At 69.4% G+C, this 16,630-nt stretch carries 15 protein-coding genes; all 15 read left to right on the top strand.

What is annotated here, in order from left to right:
• Nucleotides 1–130: 130 nt before the first annotated feature.
• The 15 genes from C1878_RS10200 to lepB (C1878_RS10125) all read left to right on the top strand — a co-directional run bounded on the left by C1878_RS10200 (nucleotide 131) and on the right by lepB (C1878_RS10125) (nucleotide 16,604).
• On the top strand, nucleotides 131–991 hold the full coding sequence (locus C1878_RS10200) for an ABC transporter ATP-binding protein (protein ID WP_241963698.1): 861 nt from the start codon (nucleotides 131–133) through the stop codon (nucleotides 989–991).
• Entirely contained in the window at nucleotides 985–1,833 is an 849-nt protein-coding gene (locus C1878_RS10195) for a hypothetical protein (RefSeq protein WP_114601514.1), read from the top strand. The genes C1878_RS10200 and C1878_RS10195 overlap by 7 nt, the downstream gene beginning before the upstream one ends.
• A gap of 256 nt (nucleotides 1,834–2,089) precedes the next feature.
• Complete coding sequence (locus C1878_RS10190; protein WP_114601513.1) at nucleotides 2,090–2,974, top strand: Bro-N domain-containing protein; 885 nt, start codon at nucleotides 2,090–2,092, stop codon at nucleotides 2,972–2,974.
• Nucleotides 2,975–3,085: 111 nt separating this feature from the next.
• Complete coding sequence (locus C1878_RS10185) at nucleotides 3,086–3,787, top strand: response regulator transcription factor (protein WP_114601512.1); 702 nt, start codon at nucleotides 3,086–3,088, stop codon at nucleotides 3,785–3,787.
• On the top strand, nucleotides 3,784–4,956 hold the full coding sequence (locus tag C1878_RS10180) for a HAMP domain-containing sensor histidine kinase (protein WP_114601511.1): 1,173 nt from the start codon (nucleotides 3,784–3,786) through the stop codon (nucleotides 4,954–4,956). The genes C1878_RS10185 and C1878_RS10180 overlap by 4 nt, the downstream gene beginning before the upstream one ends.
• Nucleotides 4,957–5,019: 63 nt before the next feature.
• Nucleotides 5,020–5,790, top strand: a complete 771-nt coding sequence (locus tag C1878_RS10175) for an ABC transporter ATP-binding protein (RefSeq protein WP_114601510.1) — start codon at nucleotides 5,020–5,022, stop codon at nucleotides 5,788–5,790.
• A 20-nt stretch (nucleotides 5,791–5,810) separates the two neighbouring features.
• Complete coding sequence (locus C1878_RS10170; RefSeq protein WP_114601509.1) at nucleotides 5,811–8,237, top strand: ABC transporter permease; 2,427 nt, start codon at nucleotides 5,811–5,813, stop codon at nucleotides 8,235–8,237.
• Between the two features lie 102 nt (nucleotides 8,238–8,339).
• Entirely contained in the window at nucleotides 8,340–8,849 is a 510-nt protein-coding gene (locus tag C1878_RS10165) for a GNAT family N-acetyltransferase (RefSeq protein ID WP_114601508.1), read from the top strand.
• 144 nt (nucleotides 8,850–8,993) lie between these two features.
• Nucleotides 8,994–12,860, top strand: coding sequence for a BadF/BadG/BcrA/BcrD ATPase family protein (locus C1878_RS10160; RefSeq protein ID WP_114601507.1), 3,867 nt, complete (start codon nucleotides 8,994–8,996; stop codon nucleotides 12,858–12,860).
• Between the two features lie 207 nt (nucleotides 12,861–13,067).
• Nucleotides 13,068–13,313 carry a 30S ribosomal protein S16 gene (gene rpsP / locus C1878_RS10155; protein ID WP_080142898.1) on the top strand — a complete coding sequence of 82 codons (246 nt, stop codon included), beginning with the start codon at nucleotides 13,068–13,070 and terminating at the stop codon, nucleotides 13,311–13,313.
• A 5-nt stretch (nucleotides 13,314–13,318) separates the two neighbouring features.
• A complete protein-coding gene (locus tag C1878_RS10150) occupies nucleotides 13,319–13,573 on the top strand; it encodes a KH domain-containing protein (RefSeq protein WP_080142899.1) in 255 nt (84 codons plus the stop codon).
• Entirely contained in the window at nucleotides 13,574–14,095 is a 522-nt protein-coding gene (locus tag C1878_RS10145; RefSeq protein WP_114601506.1) for a ribosome maturation factor RimM, read from the top strand. It abuts the gene before it with no gap.
• A gap of 126 nt (nucleotides 14,096–14,221) precedes the next feature.
• Nucleotides 14,222–15,253, top strand: coding sequence for a tRNA (guanine(37)-N(1))-methyltransferase (locus C1878_RS16895; RefSeq protein WP_241963697.1), 1,032 nt, complete (start codon nucleotides 14,222–14,224; stop codon nucleotides 15,251–15,253).
• Nucleotides 15,254–15,288: 35 nt separating this feature from the next.
• On the top strand, nucleotides 15,289–15,861 hold the full coding sequence (lepB, locus tag C1878_RS10130; RefSeq protein WP_114601505.1) for a signal peptidase I: 573 nt from the start codon (nucleotides 15,289–15,291) through the stop codon (nucleotides 15,859–15,861).
• A gap of 170 nt (nucleotides 15,862–16,031) precedes the next feature.
• Nucleotides 16,032–16,604 carry a signal peptidase I gene (lepB, locus tag C1878_RS10125; protein WP_114601504.1) on the top strand — a complete coding sequence of 191 codons (573 nt, stop codon included), beginning with the start codon at nucleotides 16,032–16,034 and terminating at the stop codon, nucleotides 16,602–16,604.
• Nucleotides 16,605–16,630 lie beyond the last annotated feature (26 nt).

The following is a 16,630-nucleotide window of genomic DNA, read 5'->3' as shown; positions in this document are numbered from 1 at the left end:
CCGCGATCCCGTGAATCTGGCGCACCACGGCCGCCCTCGCTGACTTACTACGCCAACCTGGGCGGTTTGGCAACCGGACCGGTAAGGCGATTTTCGCGCTTCGCGCGAATCGGCTTGGAGGGAGATGCGCATGGACTATCCGACCTACCCTTACGGCCAGCAGGCGCCGTGGGGCGCCCCGCCGATGCCGGGCGGCCCCGTGCCGGGCACGTTCCAGCCGGCACCGGGCGCGCCGGTTCCGTATCCGCCGCCTGCGAACGTGCGCCCGCTTCCCCCGATCGTCGAGCAGCCGTTCGAGCCCGTGCTCGAATGCCGGGCTCTCTCGAAGCGCTTCGGGGCGACGACGGCCCTGGGGGCGGTGACCCTGACGGTTCCGCGCGGGCGCGTCGTGGGGCTGCTCGGGCCGAACGGCAGCGGCAAGACCACCCTCATCAAGCTGGCGGCGGGGCTCTTGCAGCCCACCGACGGCGTCGTCCTCGTCCGCGGCGCCGCGCCGGGACGCTCGACGAAGGCGATCGTGTCCTACCTTCCCGAGCGCCCCTATTTCGCGGCCAGCATGAAGGTGAGCGAGACGCTGCGCTTCTTCGAAGACTTCTACGCCGACTTCGACCGAAGGCTCGCCGAGGACATGCTCGCGCGGCTTTCCGTTCCGGTCAACGCGCAGATGGCCTCGCTGTCGAAAGGCACGAAGGAGAAGGTGCAGCTCGTTCTGGTCATGGCGCGCCATGCGGCGCTCTACCTGCTCGACGAGCCCATCGGCGGCGTCGATCCCGCCACGCGCGACTACATCCTGGACACCATCATCGCGAACTACCATCGCGACTCCACCATCCTGCTCTCCACGCACCTCGTAGCCGACGTCGAGCGCGTGCTGGACGAATTCATCTTCCTGCAATACGGGACGATGGTGATGCATGCGCCCACCGAGCAGATGCGGGCGCAGTTCGGCATGAGCCTCGACGACTACTTCAGGGGGGCGTTCAGATGCTAGGGAAGCTGTTCAAATACGACATGAAGGCGCTCTCCCGCGTGCTCGTGCCGCTGCACATCGCGGCGGCGGCGCTCGCGTTGGTGGCGTGCGTATGCGGGTTCGTCGGCTTCAGCGCGGGCGGGGCGTCGACGGGGGCGGCGGCGGGCTTTTCGGAGGCTGTCACCGTGTCCATGCTCGTCGCCCTCGCGTTCAGCGTGCTCGGCGTCTTCTCGGCCACCATCGCCACGATCGTCGTGATCATACACCGGTTCTACAAGAACCTGTTCACCGACGAGGGCTACCTCACCCTCACGCTGCCGGTGACCGCGAACCAGATCGTGCTGTCGAAGGTTTTGGCCGGCTTGCTGTGGCTGCTCGTCGACGCCCTCGTCGTGCTCGGGAGCGCGCTGGCCGTGTCCCTGGCGGCGACCGGGTTCGTGAACGCGAGCATCAGCGACACGCTGCCGTACTGGATGCTGAGCGCGGCCGGCGGCGGGCTGTTCGGCGGCTCGTCCGCATGGGCCTCAGCCTTGTCGGGCGCGGTGGGCGCCGCGACGCAGGGCACGATGACACTGCTCGTGGCGTACGCCGCGTTCACCTTGGGGGCGGTTCTGGCCTCGCGGCACAAGGTGGCCGCGGGCATCGGGCTGTACCTGGCCATCTCCTGGGCGATCGGCCTGGTGGGCACCGTCGTCAACGTGTCGGTTGCGAGCGGGCTCGCGTTCGGGGGAGCGGGGCCGTACGCCTCGACGGCGGCCACGATGGCGACGACGGGCCTGAGCTGGGTGGGGTCGCTCTGCGTCGCGGCGACATGCTACGTGCTGTGCGTGTACCTGCTCGACCGCAAAGTGAACCTTGCGTGACGCTTGCGCGCGGCCAGGCTCGAATCGCCGACGCAACTTTGGCTCGTGAGGAATGGGGCGTGACGTACATGCACCCTTCCAATACGAACATATGTATGATATAGTGTGACCCGCACACGAGATATGCCGCAGGCATGCACATCAGCAGGCGGCATCTCCTTGTCTCTTCCGTTTTCTCGGCAAACGTCTTTCTCGAGCCGCCTGCTTCCCCAATCCAATGATTTAGAAAACCTTGGGATGAAAGGATGGCGGAGCTATGGCCGAAGACGAAGGCAAGGGAAGGCTCGACAAACTGCAGATGTTCGAGGGCAGGGAGATCCGGTCGGTGTGGGTTGAGGAAGAGGAGGATTGGTACTTCTCGGTGGTCGACGTGGTGGGGGTGTTGTCGGAAAGTAAAAACCCGCAAACGTATTGGCGCGTGCTCAAGAAAAGGCTCGTTGACGAGGGGAATCAAACCGTTACAAATTGTAACGGTTTGAAGATGAGGGCCGCGGACGGCAAGATGAGGGTTACCGACGCCGCCAACACCGAGCAGGTGTTGCGCCTCGTCCAGTCCATTCCCTCGCCCAAGGCCGAGCCGTTCAAGCTCTGGCTCGCCGAAGTCGGCAGAGAGCGCATCGACGAGGTGTTCGACCCCGAACTCGCCATCGAGCGCGCCGTTTCCTATTACCGCCGCAAGGGGTACTCCGAGGAATGGATAAGCCAGCGGCTCTTCTCCATCCGAACTCGCAGGAGCCTCACGTTCGAGTGGCGCGAGCGCGGGGTCAAGACGAACGCGGAATACGCCATCCTCACCAACGACATCTACCGCGCCTGGTCGGACATGACGGCAGGCGAGTACAAGGGGTTCAAAGGACTGACGAAGGAGAGCCTGCGCGACAACATGAGCGACATGGAGCTGGCTTTGAGCACGCTTGCCGAGGCTACGACGGCCGAGATCGAGCGCGCCGTCGATCCGGACACGTTCGACGAGCACCGCATCGTCGCCGAATCGGGCGGCGAGGTGGCGGGCGTCGCACGGGCGGCGGCCGAGAAGAAGATCGGGCACGCGGTCGTCACGCCGAAGACCGCTCCCGACTTCGGGCGGCTTCTGGTCGAGGTCGTCCAGGTGGAGGCCGTCGCAGAGGGCGATGCGGACTGATAGGGGTCTCGACGGCTTCACGTTTTCACCGTGCTGTTACAATGAGCGGGCGCGGATCGACCGGACGTCCATTCGCGCGGCTTCGCGAACCAAGGGGAAGGGGCCGGCCGCATGCCGAGCATACTCATCGTGGACGACGACGCGGACCTCTCCGCCATCGTGGCGCGCTATCTCGAAAGCGAGGGGTTCGCGGTCGAGCGCGCGGCGAGCGCCGAGGAGGCCTACGACGTGCTGGGCGCGCGGGCGTTCGACCTTGTGCTGCTCGACATCAACCTGCCGGGCGACGACGGGTTCGCGGCTTGCGCGGCGTTGCGCCGGGCAAGCGACGTTCCCGTCATCTTCGCCTCGGCGCGCACGAGCGAGACGGACCGCATCGAGGGCCTCGACACGGGAGGCGACGACTATCTGCCGAAACCCTACTCCCTGCGCGAGCTGCTCGCCCACGTGAACGCGCTGCTGCGGCGCGCGCAAGGGCATGCGGGCGGCATGGCACCGGCTGGGATGGCGGCCGGCCCGTTCGCGCTCGACGAAGGGGCGGGCATCCTTGCGAAGGAGGGCGAGCCCGTGCCCTTGTCTCCGAAGGAGCTGGCCTTGGCGGCCTACCTCATGAGGCACGAGGGCGCGGCCGTGTCGAAGGAGCGGCTGCTGGCCGAGGTGTGGGGCGCGTTCTCCGAGGTGGAGCCGCAGACGGTCTCGGTGCATATGAGCTGGCTGCGCGCGAAGCTGGAGGACGATCCGGCCCATCCCGCCTACTTCAAAACCGTGCGGGGCAAAGGCTATCTGTTCGACGCGGGCGGCGGGGGCGCGGCGTGACGGCGGCAAGGTCGGGCGAGGCGCGGCGCGTCGCCCGCAGGCTGGCGGGGTTCGCCCTCGCCGTGACGGTCGCGCTTGCGGCCCTGGCCGCGGCGGCCACCGTCGCGCTCGGCGGCGACGACGCGGCCGCCGAGCTGCGCGCGCAGGTCGTGGAGCTGAACGGAGTCCGGTCGGGGCTTTCCGGCGACGGAGCCGCGCAGGCCGACGCGGCGCTCGCCGACGCCCAGGATGCGCTCCGAGCCGCCGCCGACGCTCGCGGCGCATCGGGCGTCGCAGGTGTCTGGGTGCTGTTCGCCGCCGGGGCCGTAGCGGTGTGGGCGATGGTCGGCTACCTGTACGCGAGCGTGGCGCGCCCCTTCCTGCGCCTCGAGGCGTTCGCCGACGACGTGGCGGGCGGCAACCTCGACGCGCCGCTCGCCTACGAGCGCGGCAACCCCTTCGGCAAGTTCGCCTGGGCGTTCGACAACATGCGCAAGGAGATCAAGCGCGCCCGGGACGCCGAGGCTGCCGCGATCGAGCAGAGCAGGACCACCGTGGCCGCGCTCTCGCACGACGTCAAAACGCCCATAGCCTCCATTCGCGCCTACTCCGAGGCGCTCGAACTGGGTCTGGCCCGCGACGAGGAGGAGCGCGCGGGCTATGCGCGCACCATCGCGCGCAAGTGCGACGAGGTGACCCGTCTCACTGACGACCTGTTCCTCCATGCGCTCGCCGACCTCGACCGTATCGTCGTGACCTGCGAGGAGGCTCCCCTGCACGAGACCGTGCGCGCGGCCGTGTCCGATTTCGACGCGACGGGCGACGTGGCGATAGGACGTCTCGACCACGCCGTCGTGCGCCACGACCCGAAACGCCTGGCCCAGGTGCTCGAGAACCTCATCGCGAACGCGCGCAAGTACGCGCCCGGTTCGCCCGTGGAGGTTTCCGGCATGCGCGTCGAGGGCGGCTATCGCGTCGAGGTGCGCGACTTCGGTCCCGGCATGCCGCCCGAGGACCTGCCGTTCGCCTTCGAGCGCTTCTATCGCGGGGGCAACGCGGCAGGCGCGCCCGGTGCGGGTCTCGGCCTGTTCATCGTGCGTTACCTGGTCGGGCAGATGGGCGGCACGGCGCGTCTCGAGAACGCCGACCCCGGTTTGCGCGCGGCGTTGGAATTTCCCTGCGGGCCTTAAAGACTCCTTAATGTCGACGCGGCTACGATGCCTTTCAGCGACGAACCGATTCGAAAGGCTGTCATGAAACCCATCATCATCCAAGCCGAAAGGCTTTCCAAGAGCTACGCGGCCGAAGGCGTGCAGACGCACGTGCTGAGCAACGTCGACCTCGCGCTCTACGAAGGCGACTTCACCGCCGTCATGGGGCCGTCGGGCTCCGGCAAGTCCACGCTGCTCTACTGCCTGTCGGGCATGGACACGGTCACGGCGGGCGACGTGCTCTACCGCGGTGCGAGCATCACGAGCCTGGGCGAGCAGGACATGGCCGAACTGCGCGCGCAGCGTTTCGGCTTCGTGTTCCAGCAGGCGCATCTTGTGAGCAACCTCACCCTGTTCGAGAACATCGCCGTGCCCGGCTACCTGAAAAGGGACCGCAACGCAGCCGATACGCGTGCCGTCGCGCAAGCGCTCATCGACCGCATGGGGCTCACCGCCGACGCGCACCATCTTCCCAGCCAAACCTCGGGCGGCCAGCAGCAGCGCTGCGCCGTGGCGCGCAGCGTGGTGAACGACCCGGACGTCGTGTTCGCCGACGAGCCCACCGGCGCGCTCAACCGCGCGAACTCGCTCGAGGTGCTCGCGCTGTTGTGCGAGCTGAACGCCGCGGGTCAGTCCATCTGCATGGTCACGCACGACGTGCAGTGCGCCGTGCGCGCGAACCGCGTCCTGTACCTGGAGGACGGCGTCATCAAGGGCGAGCTCGACCTGCCCGCGTACCGCGAGGGCGACGTTTCCTATCTCAAGGCCCGCGAGGCCCAGGTGAACGCCTGGCTGTCCTCGCTGTCTTGGTAGGGAGGCGCACCGTGGCACTCATGCGCACGCTCGCAGTCGCGGGCATCAAGCGCTCCAAAGGCTCCTTTTTGGGCATCTTCTTCCTCATGGCGCTCACGGCGGCCGCGCTCACGTTCACCATCTGCATGTACGTCGACTTGAACGCCCGCGAGGCCGACGCTCTCGCCGAGGCGGGCGCGGGCGACGTGTACGCCTACGACCTCGCGTCGAGCCTCACCGACGAGGCGGTGGCGGACGTCGAGGCGCTCGACGAGGTGGGGGAGGTGCGCACGAGCGGCGTGCTCGTCGTCCCCACCACGTTCCACGGCGAAGACGGGCGGGACATCGACAAGAACCCGTCTTCCGCCGTGCAGTACCAGGCGTGGGGCACGGGGATATCCTGCCAGCTGTTCACGCCCGACGGCACCGGCTTCGCGGACGACCCCGAACCCCCGGCGCCCGGCGAGGTGTACGTTCCGCTCACGCTGAAGGTGTCGCCCGGAGTGGACGTCGGCGACACCGTGGAGCTTGCCGTCGGCGACAGGACGCGCACGCTCACCGTGTCCGGGTTCATCGAGGACCCCCAGATGGGTACCGCGTTCATGGAGCTCAAGCGCTACCAGGTGGCCCCTGAAACGTACGAGGAGCTCGCACGCGACGTGGACGAGGCCGCCGTCGCGCAGGGGGAGCCCATCGACATCTACGCCACGGGCTCGTTCGCGTACCGCATCACGGAGATGAACGCGTTCCTTTCGGACGCCGCGCGGGCCCGTGGGGCGCAGCCGTCGGACCTGACCCGCGCCATCGCCGAGGGCACGGCATGGGGCGCCTCCACCTCCGGCATGTTCAGCTCGACGACGCTTGCCGGCTACGCCATGATGGTGGTGATCATAGGGGCGGCGGTCATGGGCGTGTTCGCCTGCCTGCTGTTCGTGGTGGCGCTCGTCATCTGCACGCACGCCATCTCGTCGTCCATCGAGGAGCACTACGCCGACTACGGCACGCTCAAAGCCGTGGGCGTGGGCCGCCGCACCCTGGCCGCCGTGCTCGTCGTCGAGTACGGCGGTGCGAGCCTGGCGGGCTTCGCGGCGGGCTTCGCGCTCGCCATGGCGGCGGTGCCGGCTGCGCTTCCGTTCTTCGCCCAGCTCACCGGGGTTCTCGCCGACAACGACTCCGTGCCCGTGGCGGCGCTGTGCGTCTTGGGCGCGCTGTTGGCGCTCGTGGCGGCGGTGGTGGCGCACCGCGCGCGCAAGCTCGCGGCCATCTCCCCGCTCGTGGCGCTGCGCGGCGGCGCGGCGGACCACAGCTTCGCGAGCCGTGCGACGCGTCCCGTCACCGGCTCCCGGCTCAACCTGCAGCTGGCCCTGCGCGCGGTCGTCTCGGCGAAACGGCGCTACGTGAGCCTTGCCCTGTGCGCTTTCTTGCTCTGCGCGTTCGTCGTGCTCGTGTACGGCATCTGCGGAACGCTGAACAAGCCGAATGCCGCTTACAGCACGTTCGGCATGTGGAAGAGCGACGTGACCGCGGCGGCGGTGTCCCCCGACCTCGATTTCGACGAGGTGGAGCGCACCATCGCGGACGTGAGCCCCATCGAGCGGTCGTGGCAGGAGTCGTTCACGATGGTGAACCTGGGCGGCGAGAGCCGGTCGTTCGTGGGCCTCACCGACACCTCGCTGGTGACGGGCATGTCGGAGGGGCGGGCGCCGCTTCACGACAACGAGGTGCTCGTGGGGTCGAACCTCGCCTCGCTCGTAGGCCTGGAGCTGGGAGACGAGTTCATGGTGCCCGGCAACGACGGCGTCGAGCGCCCCTTCATCGTGTGCGGAAAGCTGTCCAGCATGCTCAACGCGGGGTACGGTTGCGTGGTCACGTTCGACGGCGTGTGCGAGCTGGCGGGCATAGACCCCGACGCGTCGAGCGCGCCGCGCCAGTACGCCCTCGCCGACTCCGGCAAGGCCGACGAGGCCCGCGCCGCGCTCGAGCAGCGTTTCGGCGGGGACGTCGACGCGCGGCCACGCGGGCTGTTCTCCGACACGGGCGACATGGTGGGGCTCATCCAGAGCCTGTTCGTCACCATGGCCTACGTCATGGCCCTCGTCGCGGTCGCCCTCGTGTTCTTGGCCGTGTCGCTGATAATCGGCCGCCTGTTCTCGGCGGAGCGGCACGATCTGGGGGTGTACCGCGCGCTGGGGTTCACCTGCCGCGCGCTGCGCGTGCAGTTCGCGCTGCGCTTCTTCTGCGTCGCGCTCGTGGGCTGCGCGCTCGGCGCCACGGCCGCGATGCTCGGGGGAGGATGGCTGGTCAGCCAGCTGTTCGGCCTGTTCGGGCTCACCAGTTTCGCCCTCGACGCGAACCTTTTCGCGGTAAGCGGCCTCACGCTCGGCCTCGCGGCGGTGTTCCTGGCGGCGGCCTACGCGTCGTCCCGCAAGGTGAAGCGCGTGGACGTGCGCGAGCTGGTGGCGGACTAGGAGCGTCTGCGTCGGCCTGCGGAGCGCTCGCACGGGTTCGCATGGCGCCCCGCAGCGGCTGATGCTATACTGGCGCAATCTTTTGCGAGGAAAGGAAGCGCCATGGGTCTTGAGATTCGCCCGTACCGCGAGGAGGACCTTGCGGGCATGATGAAGGTGTGGAACGAGGTCGTCGAGGGCGGCGAGGCGTTTCCCCAGATCGAACCCCTTACGCTGGAGACGGCTGCGGAGTTCTTCGCCGAGCAGACGCTTTCCGTGGTGGCCGACCTCGACGGGAAGGTGTTCGGCCTGTACGTCCTGCACCCGAACAACGTCGGGCGCTGCGGGCACATCGCCAACGCGAGCTACGCCGTGGTGTCCGGCTCGCGCGGCGTGGGGCTGGGCCGGGCGCTCGTGGAGGACTCGCTCGCCCGAGCCGCCCGCAAGGGCTTCCGCGGCCTGCAGTTCAACGCCGTGGTCGCCAGCAACGCGGCCGCCATCCACCTGTACGAGGATCTGGGCTTCGCGCGCGTGGGCACCGTCCCCGGCGGCTTCATGACGTTCATGGGCGGCTACGAGGACATCCACATCTACTATCGCGACTGCATGGACGCGCTGGCGGGCGGCCGCTGAGGGTAGGCCGCCCGGCCCCGGTCGGCCGGATCGGCGCATGCGCACGCCGCGCGGTCGCGGTCGAAATTCCCTGTTTCGCAGCATGCGGACAAGCGTTATCCTTGCAATGGAAAGAGCGCAGGGAAAGGCCGCCGGGGAACCGCCATGGACTACCGCATCGGCATAGACGCCGGGTCGAAGACCATCAAGGTCGTCGTCGTTGACGAGGACGACGCCGTCGTGCATTCCGTCTATCGGCGGCATCGCTCCGATATCCGCACGACGCTGGCCGGCGTGCTGCACGATATGGCGTGGCGCTTCGGCAACCTGCGCGGGCACGTGGCCGTGACCGGTTCGGCGGGCATCGCGTTGGCCGAGCTGCTGGGGCTGCCGTTCGTGCAGGAGGTGGTGGCCACCACGCGCGCCGTGCGCGAGTCCTACCCCGAGGCCGACGCGTTCATCGAGCTGGGAGGCGAGGACGCGAAGGTGGTCTACCTCACCGGCGGCCTGGAACAGCGCATGAACGCCACGTGCGCGGGCGGCACGGGCGGGTTCATCGACACCATCGCGTTCATGATCGGCGCGCGCATGTCGGACATGAGCGGGCTGGCGCTGGGGGCGAACCGCATCTACCCCATAGCGTCGCGATGCGCCGTGTTCGCTCAAACCGACGTGCGGCCCCTGTTGAACGCGGGCGCGCGCACGGCCGACATCGCGGCGAGCGCGCTCGAGGCCGTCGTGCGCCAGACGCTCGGGGGCCTCGCCTGCGGCCGGCCCCTCAAGGGCACGATCGTGTTTCTGGGCGGGCCGCTCGAGTACATCCCCAACCTGGTGCACCGCTTCCGCCGCGCGCTCGGCCTCACGCGCGAGACGGGCGTCAAGCCGCCGAACGCCCATCTGTTCACGGCCCGCGGCGCCGCGCTTACGGCGCGCGAGGCGGCCGACGACGGCACGCCGCCGCGCACGGCCTCGCTCACGGAGCTGGAACGGCAGGTGCGCAACGCCGACGATCCCTCCGACGACCTCGACCATCTGCCCCCGTTGTTCGCCGATGCGGCCGAACGCGCGGAGTTCGAGGAGCGGCACGCGGCCGAGCGCATGCCCCGCACGAGGCTGTTCGACTGCGAGGGCCCGCTCTACCTGGGGTTGGACGCCGGCTCCACCACGGTGAAGTGCGCCCTGGTGGACGGTGCCGGGCGGCTCGTCCATTCCGACTACCGGCCGGTCGAGGGAGACGTGCTCAAAACCGCCACCGTCATGCTGGGCGATATGTACCGCGTGCTGCCGCGGTCCTACGGCAAGGCCGAGGCCCTGGTCCACATCGCCCATGCCACGGTCACGGGCTACGGGGAGGACCTGCTGCGCGCCGCGCTCGGCATCGACTCGGGCGTGGTGGAGACCACGGCGCACGTGCGCGCCGCGCGCGCGTTCCGCCCGGGGGCGTCGTTCGTGCTCGACATAGGCGGGCAGGACATGAAGGCCATCTGGGTGCGCGACGGACTCGTGTCCGACGCCGTGCTCAACGAGGCGTGCTCGAGCGGCTGCGGCTCGTTCGTCGAGGGCACGGCCCATACGCTGCATATGTCCCCCGTGCGGTTCTCCGAAGCCGCCTTGGGGGCGAGAAACCCTGTCGACCTGGGGACGAAGTGCACGGTGTTCATGACGTCGCGCGTGCGCCACGCGCAGAAGATCGGCGCGCCTGCGGCCGACATAGCGGCCGGCATAGCCTATTCCGTGGTTCAGAACGCGCTGTACCGCATCATCGGCCGCGACAAGGTGGCGGGCATGGGCGGTACGGTGGTCGTGCAGGGGGGAGCCTTCAAGTCCGACGCCGTGCTGCGCGCCTTCGAGCTCGTGGCCGGGGTGCGGGCCGTGCGCCCCGACACGGCGCACCTCATGGGCGCCATCGGCGCGGCGCTCACGGCCCGCGACCGCGCGCTGGCGGGCGGCGGGGAAGCGCGGCGCAGCTCGCTCGTCGACGCCGCGCGCCTGTCGGCTCTCGCGCCCAGGCGCGCGGCGGTGCGCTGCGGCGGATGCGGGTGCGCCTGCGCGCTCACCGTGGTGGAGTTCGAGGGCTCCCGGCGCTTCGTCTCCGGCAACCGATGCGAGCGGGCGCACGCCTTCCTCGACGGGGCGCTTGCCGGCGCGGGGCCCCAGAAGGGCCGGCGATCGGAGGCTCCGCGCCGCGCTCCGAACGTCGTGGCGCTCGAGCGCAAGCTGCTGGCGCGCTGCGGCGATGCGGAGGGCGCCGGGCCGCGGGCCGAGGTGCGCGTGGGGCTCATGGACGCGCTCAACGCGTACGAGAACCTGCCGTTTTGGCATGCGCTGCTTCGCGAACTGGGGTTCTCGGTGCTGGTGCCGCAACGGAAGGAGGGATCGGCCGCCGAAGAAGGCCTGGAGACCATTCCCTCCGAGAGCGTGTGCCAGCCGGCGAAGGTCGCGCACGCGCGCCTCTACGACCTCGCGCGGCGCGGGGCGGGAGCCGTCCTCATGCCGCGCTTCGAGCGCGGAAGCCGCTGCCCGGTGTCGAGCTGCTACGCAGACGCCGTGGCCGACAGCGTGCCGCTCGTGCGCACGGGCGCCTTGGTCCTCGCCGCGCCGACGCTCGGCGCCGTGAGGCCGGAGCGGATCGTCCGCAGCGACGCCGACCGCGCGGCGCTCCTGGCGTCCCTCGGCCGGCTCGCGCCCGAAGAGGCGCCGCTGGGGGAGGGCGAGCTCGAGCGCGCGCTGGAGGCCGCCCTGACCGCACAGCGCGCGTTCGAGGCCGTGGTCGCTCGGGCGACGGAGCAAGCGCTCTCCTGGGTGCACGCCGCCTCCGGCCGACACGGCGTCGTGCTCGCGGGGCGGCCCTACCACGTCGACGCCGAACTGTCGCACGAGGTGGACGGCGTGGTCGAGCGTTTGGGATTCGCCGTCGTCCCGCCGCTGGGCCTGGCAGGTCGTCTGCGCGGGGCGCGCGAAGGAATCTCCGACGCGAAGGAGGCCGCGTCGCCGGGCAGGGCCCTCGTTTCGCCGCCTTGGAGGCCGGCGAAGCACTTGGCAGGCTTGGCGCGCTTCGCAGCGGCCGATCCGGCGCTCGAGCTCGTGTGCCTGCGGTCGTTCGGGTGCGGCTACGACGCCGTCGCCGCCGACGAGGCGCGCGACGTGCTGGAGGCCGCGCACCGGTCGTTCACCGTCCTCAAGATCGACGACATCGTCGACACGGCGCACATCCGCATCCGCCTGCGCACGCTCGCCGAGGCCGTGGAGGCCCGCGACCTGCGACGTGACATTGCCTTCGTTCCGAGCGAGGCGGCGGGGCGCGCGGACGCTCCGGGCAAACCGAAGGGGAGCGCGTCCGTCGCCGTCCCGCTGCTCGGCCGCATCGAGCGCGCCGACCTCGAACGGGCGCGCGGCGGCGTCAACCCCGACGTGTGCCATACCGTGGCCGCCCTCGCCGGGCGCGCCGCACGCCTGGCGGAGGCCGACCCGTCCCTCGGGCGCGTCTCGGTGCCGCGCGTGTGCGAGCGCTGCCTGCTGGACGCCCTGCCGCGCCTGGTGGAGCGCGCCTGCGGGCGCGCGGTGGGGATCGAGTGGGAGGACGCCTGGCCCGCGGGGCTCGGCGCTCCCGCGACGAAGGCGGATCCGGCCGACGACGACCGCCCGCACATCGGCATCTTGGGCAACGCCCTTCTGTGCTTCGACGCGTACCTGAACGACGGCCTGGCGGCGTCCGTCGAGCGCCTGGGCTGCCGAGCCGTGCTGCCCGATCCCGCCAACCTGTTCGTCGACGACGTGCGCTACGACGCCCAGCTCGACGCCTTCGAGGCCGCGGGCGTCGACCACGTGGTGTACCTGCAGAGCTTCGGCTGCCTGAAGGGCCACGTCCAGGCTCGCGGCGCCCTGCACGAGGCGGCGCGGCGCCATCCGGGCATGCCCGTCACCGTCGTGGACTACGACCCCGAGGCGTCGGCCCTGAACCGCGAGAACCGCGTCCGCCTCGCCGTGGCCGCCGCCCGCCAAGCCAGGGCGGAGCGCCCATCCGATGCCTGAAACATGGGCTTTTCGAGGACGTGCGGGGCGGCGATGCCGCGCGATCGGGGCAATCGCGTACAATACTGCGATAACACCGCTTGTCAAACGGCCGTTCACGCCGTAGAATAAGCAATTGCTGTTTTGCGGGCTTCGGCTCACGTGCCGAAACGTCACGATGTCAACCCGCCCGGACCTGATGTAAGAAGCAAAAAGGAGTTCACCTTCATGGCAGTTAAAATTCGCCTTGCTCGCCACGGCGCCAAGAAGCGCCCGTACTACCGTATCGTCGTCGCCGACGCGCGCAGCCCGCGCGACGGCAAGTTCATCGAGGAAGTCGGCCGCTACAATCCCTGCGCCACCCCCGCGATGGTGAAGTTCGACCTCGAGAAGGTCGACCAGTGGATCAAGAACGGCGCCCAGCCCACCGACACGGTGGCGCGCCTGCTCAAGAACGCCCGCGAGAACGCGTAAGCGCCATGGCCGAGCAGACGGAAGACATCGTAGGCCTCGTCGAGTCCGTCGTGCGACCGCTCATCGAGTTCCCCGATGAGCTGCAGATCGAAGCGAGCGACGCCGAAGACGGCTCCATCCTCGTGGAGGTTCGCGTGAACGAAGAGGATGCCGGCAAGGTCATCGGCCGCCAAGGGCGGGTCATCAAGGCTATCCGCACGCTCGCCCGTGCCGCCGCGTCGCGCACGAACACCCATGTCGAAGTGGAGCTCATCGACTAGATGCGCGCTTGGACAGACGTCGCCGTATTGGCGAAAACGAAGAATCTGCAGGGAGGGTTCGTCGCGCAGGGCGCGGCGGGCCTTCCTTTTTTGCTGTTCGAGGGCCTCGAGGTGGCCTTCGTCCCGCCCGTGCTCGACGCCCCGCGCCGGGCGCGCGTGACGTCGGTCGCGCCGGCGGACGAGCGAACCGCCGTCGTGACGTTCGACGTCGTGGAGGGCATCGACGCCGCCGAGGCGCTCGTGGGGTGCCATTGCCTCGCGCGCCGCGCCGACCTGCCGGACGGCGCGCTCGACGCGCCCGAAGGCGCCTGGGACGGCTGGGAGGTGCACGACGCGGCCTCCGGGCTGGTCGGCTCGGTGTCGGGCATCCAGGAGATGCCGGGGCAGGATCTGCTCGAAGTATGTTCGGCCAAGGAGGGCCGCACGATTCTCGTACCGCTCGTCGACGCGTTCGTGGTCGAGGTGGACGAGGACGCGCGCCGCATCGTGGTCGACGTGCCGGACGGGCTGCTGGAGCTGTAAGCCGGGTCGGGAATCGGGGCCGCGGGCCCGCACGCCGCACGCCGCGCTGCGGTTCGGCGGGAAAGGCGCAGCGCCGGGGCGGCCGGCAGATCGTCCCTACGGGCCTTTGGGAAAGGACTTACCACCGTGATCATCGAGACGCTTTCCACGTTCCCCTCCATGTACGACTCCGTCATGGGCGCGTCCATGATGCGCATCGCCCAGGAGAAGGGAATCCTCACGTTCAAGGCCCACGACCTGCGCGACTGGACCCACGACCGCCACCGCACCACCGACGACGACCCCTACGGCGGAGGCGACGGCCTCGTCATGAAGTGCGAGCCCATCTTCGAAGCCTACGAGGACATCGCCGGAAACCTACCCGCTGACGCCGCGGGGGATCCTTCGACTACGCGCCCTGCGGCCGCTCCGCTCGGGATGACAACCGGCCCCACCCCCCAGGTTGAACCTCTCACAAAAGAGAACAGCTGCCGCTCCTCGCGCGCCGACTCCCGGCAAGACGCCCCCGAACAGGTCTCGCCGCCCCGTCATGAAGATTTCAACGAGGTTAGAGGGACCGGGGACGGAGGGGCTCTCCGCGAGATTCCGCACGAGCCGAACAGCCCTGTGGGCTGTTCGAGCGAGCCCAGGACTGCCCGAGCGGAGAGCCCCTCCGTCCCCGGTCCCGTCAAGCGCCCGCATACGATCTTCCTAGCTCCCCATGGCGAGCCCTTCGACGACGCCCTTGCGTGCGAGCTGGCGCGCGAGGAGCGGCTGCTGTTCGTGTGCGGCCACTACGAGGGCATCGACGAGCGCGCCTACGCGCTGGCCGACCGCACGATCTCGCTGGGCGACTACGTGCTCACGAGCGGCGAGCTGGCCTCCATGGTGGTGATCGACGCCGTGGTGCGCAAGCTGCCCGGCGTGCTGGGCGCGCCCACCGGGGCGCTGGGCGAGAGCTTCGCCGACGGCCTGTTGGAATACCCCCAATACACGCGCCCGGCAACGTACCGGGGGATGGACGTGCCCGCCGTGCTGCTGTCCGGCGACCACGGCGCCGTGGCCCGCTGGCGGCGCGAGCGCAGCCTGGAGCGCACGGCGCGCCTGAGGCCCGACCTCTTGGACGACGCCGACCTCTCGCGTGCCGACCGGGAGTTTCTGCTAAACTTGTCGCAATAGGCGTCCCCGTCCTCAAGAGCGGAAAGGCGGAAACCTTGGACCACGGCCAACATGCACGCGAAGGGGCCCCGAGCGCGTCGCGCAGGATCGTCGGCCTGCTCTGGTGGGCGGTTTTCGTCGTGGCGCTGGCCTGGTTCCAGATCACGTTCGTGCACCAGGCGTTCGCGATACCGTCGGGCTCCATGGAAACCACCATCATGACCGGCGACATGGTGTTCTCCGAGAAGGTCAGCTACTACCTGCGCGACCCCGCGCCCGGCGACATCGTGACGTTCCAGGACCCGGAGATCCCGGGCCGCGTGCTCATCAAGCGCTGCATCGCCGTGGGCGGCCAGACCGTCGACCTCGTGGACGGCCGCGTGGTGGTGGACGGGGTGGCGCTCGACGAGCCCTACACGCGCGGCCTGCCCTCCGAGCCCCTCAAGACGGCGCTCGGCGTCGAGGTGTCCTACCCGTTCACGGTGCCCGAGGGGCACCTGTGGGTCATGGGCGACAACCGCACGAACTCCAACGACTCGCGCTACTTCGGCGCCATCGAGGCGCCGTCGGTGACGGCGCGGGGCGTGCTCGTCTTCTGGCCGCTTCAGGACTTCGGCCTGCTGGAGTGAGCGGGTTTGCCCGCCGCGGCCCGGAAGCCGAACCTTTCGCCCGGTGATCGGGAATTTCTGAAGAGTTTATCGAACGCGCCGGGCGATTAGGCTCGAAGCGCTATCATATACGCTCGTGACTTCATCCGGGCGCCCCTCCGCGCTCGTGCGGAAAGGACAAGACGACCTTCATGGACTCTGGGCAACACGCCGAGCCGCGCCCATCGAGCGCGCTTAGAACCATTCTCAGCCTGCTCGTCATGGTGGCCTTCATCTTCGGGCTGTCCTGGGCGCTGCGCACCTTCGTGTTCCAGCCCTACGAGATCCCGTCGGGCTCCATGGAAACCACCATCATGACCGGCGACATGGTGTTCTCCGAGAAGGTCAGCTACTACCTGCGCGACCCCGCGCCCGGCGACATCGTGACGTTCCAGGACCCGGAGATCCCGGGCCGCGTGCTCATCAAGCGCTGCATCGCCGTGGGCGGCCAGACCGTCGACCTCGTGGACGGCCGCGTGGTGGTGGACGGGGTGGCGCTCGACGAGCCCTACACGCGCGGCCTGCCCTCCGAGCCCCTCAAGACGGCGCTCGGCGTCGAGGTGTCCTACCCGTTCACGGTGCCCGAGGGGCACCTGTGGGTCATGGGCGACAACCGCACGAACTCCAACGACTCGCGCTACTTCGGCGCCATCGACGAGAACTCGCTCACCGGTCGCGCCGCGCTTGTGTACTGGCCGTTCAGCAACTTCGGCCTGTTGGAGTAAAGGGGATCGCACCACGATCGGAGCCG

Source organism: Gordonibacter sp. 28C (genome assembly GCF_003339845.1).
Taxonomy (GTDB): Bacteria; Actinomycetota; Coriobacteriia; order Coriobacteriales; family Eggerthellaceae; genus Gordonibacter.
Note: the sequence above shows the minus strand (reverse complement) of the source record. Positions and strands in the feature narration are given on the sequence as shown.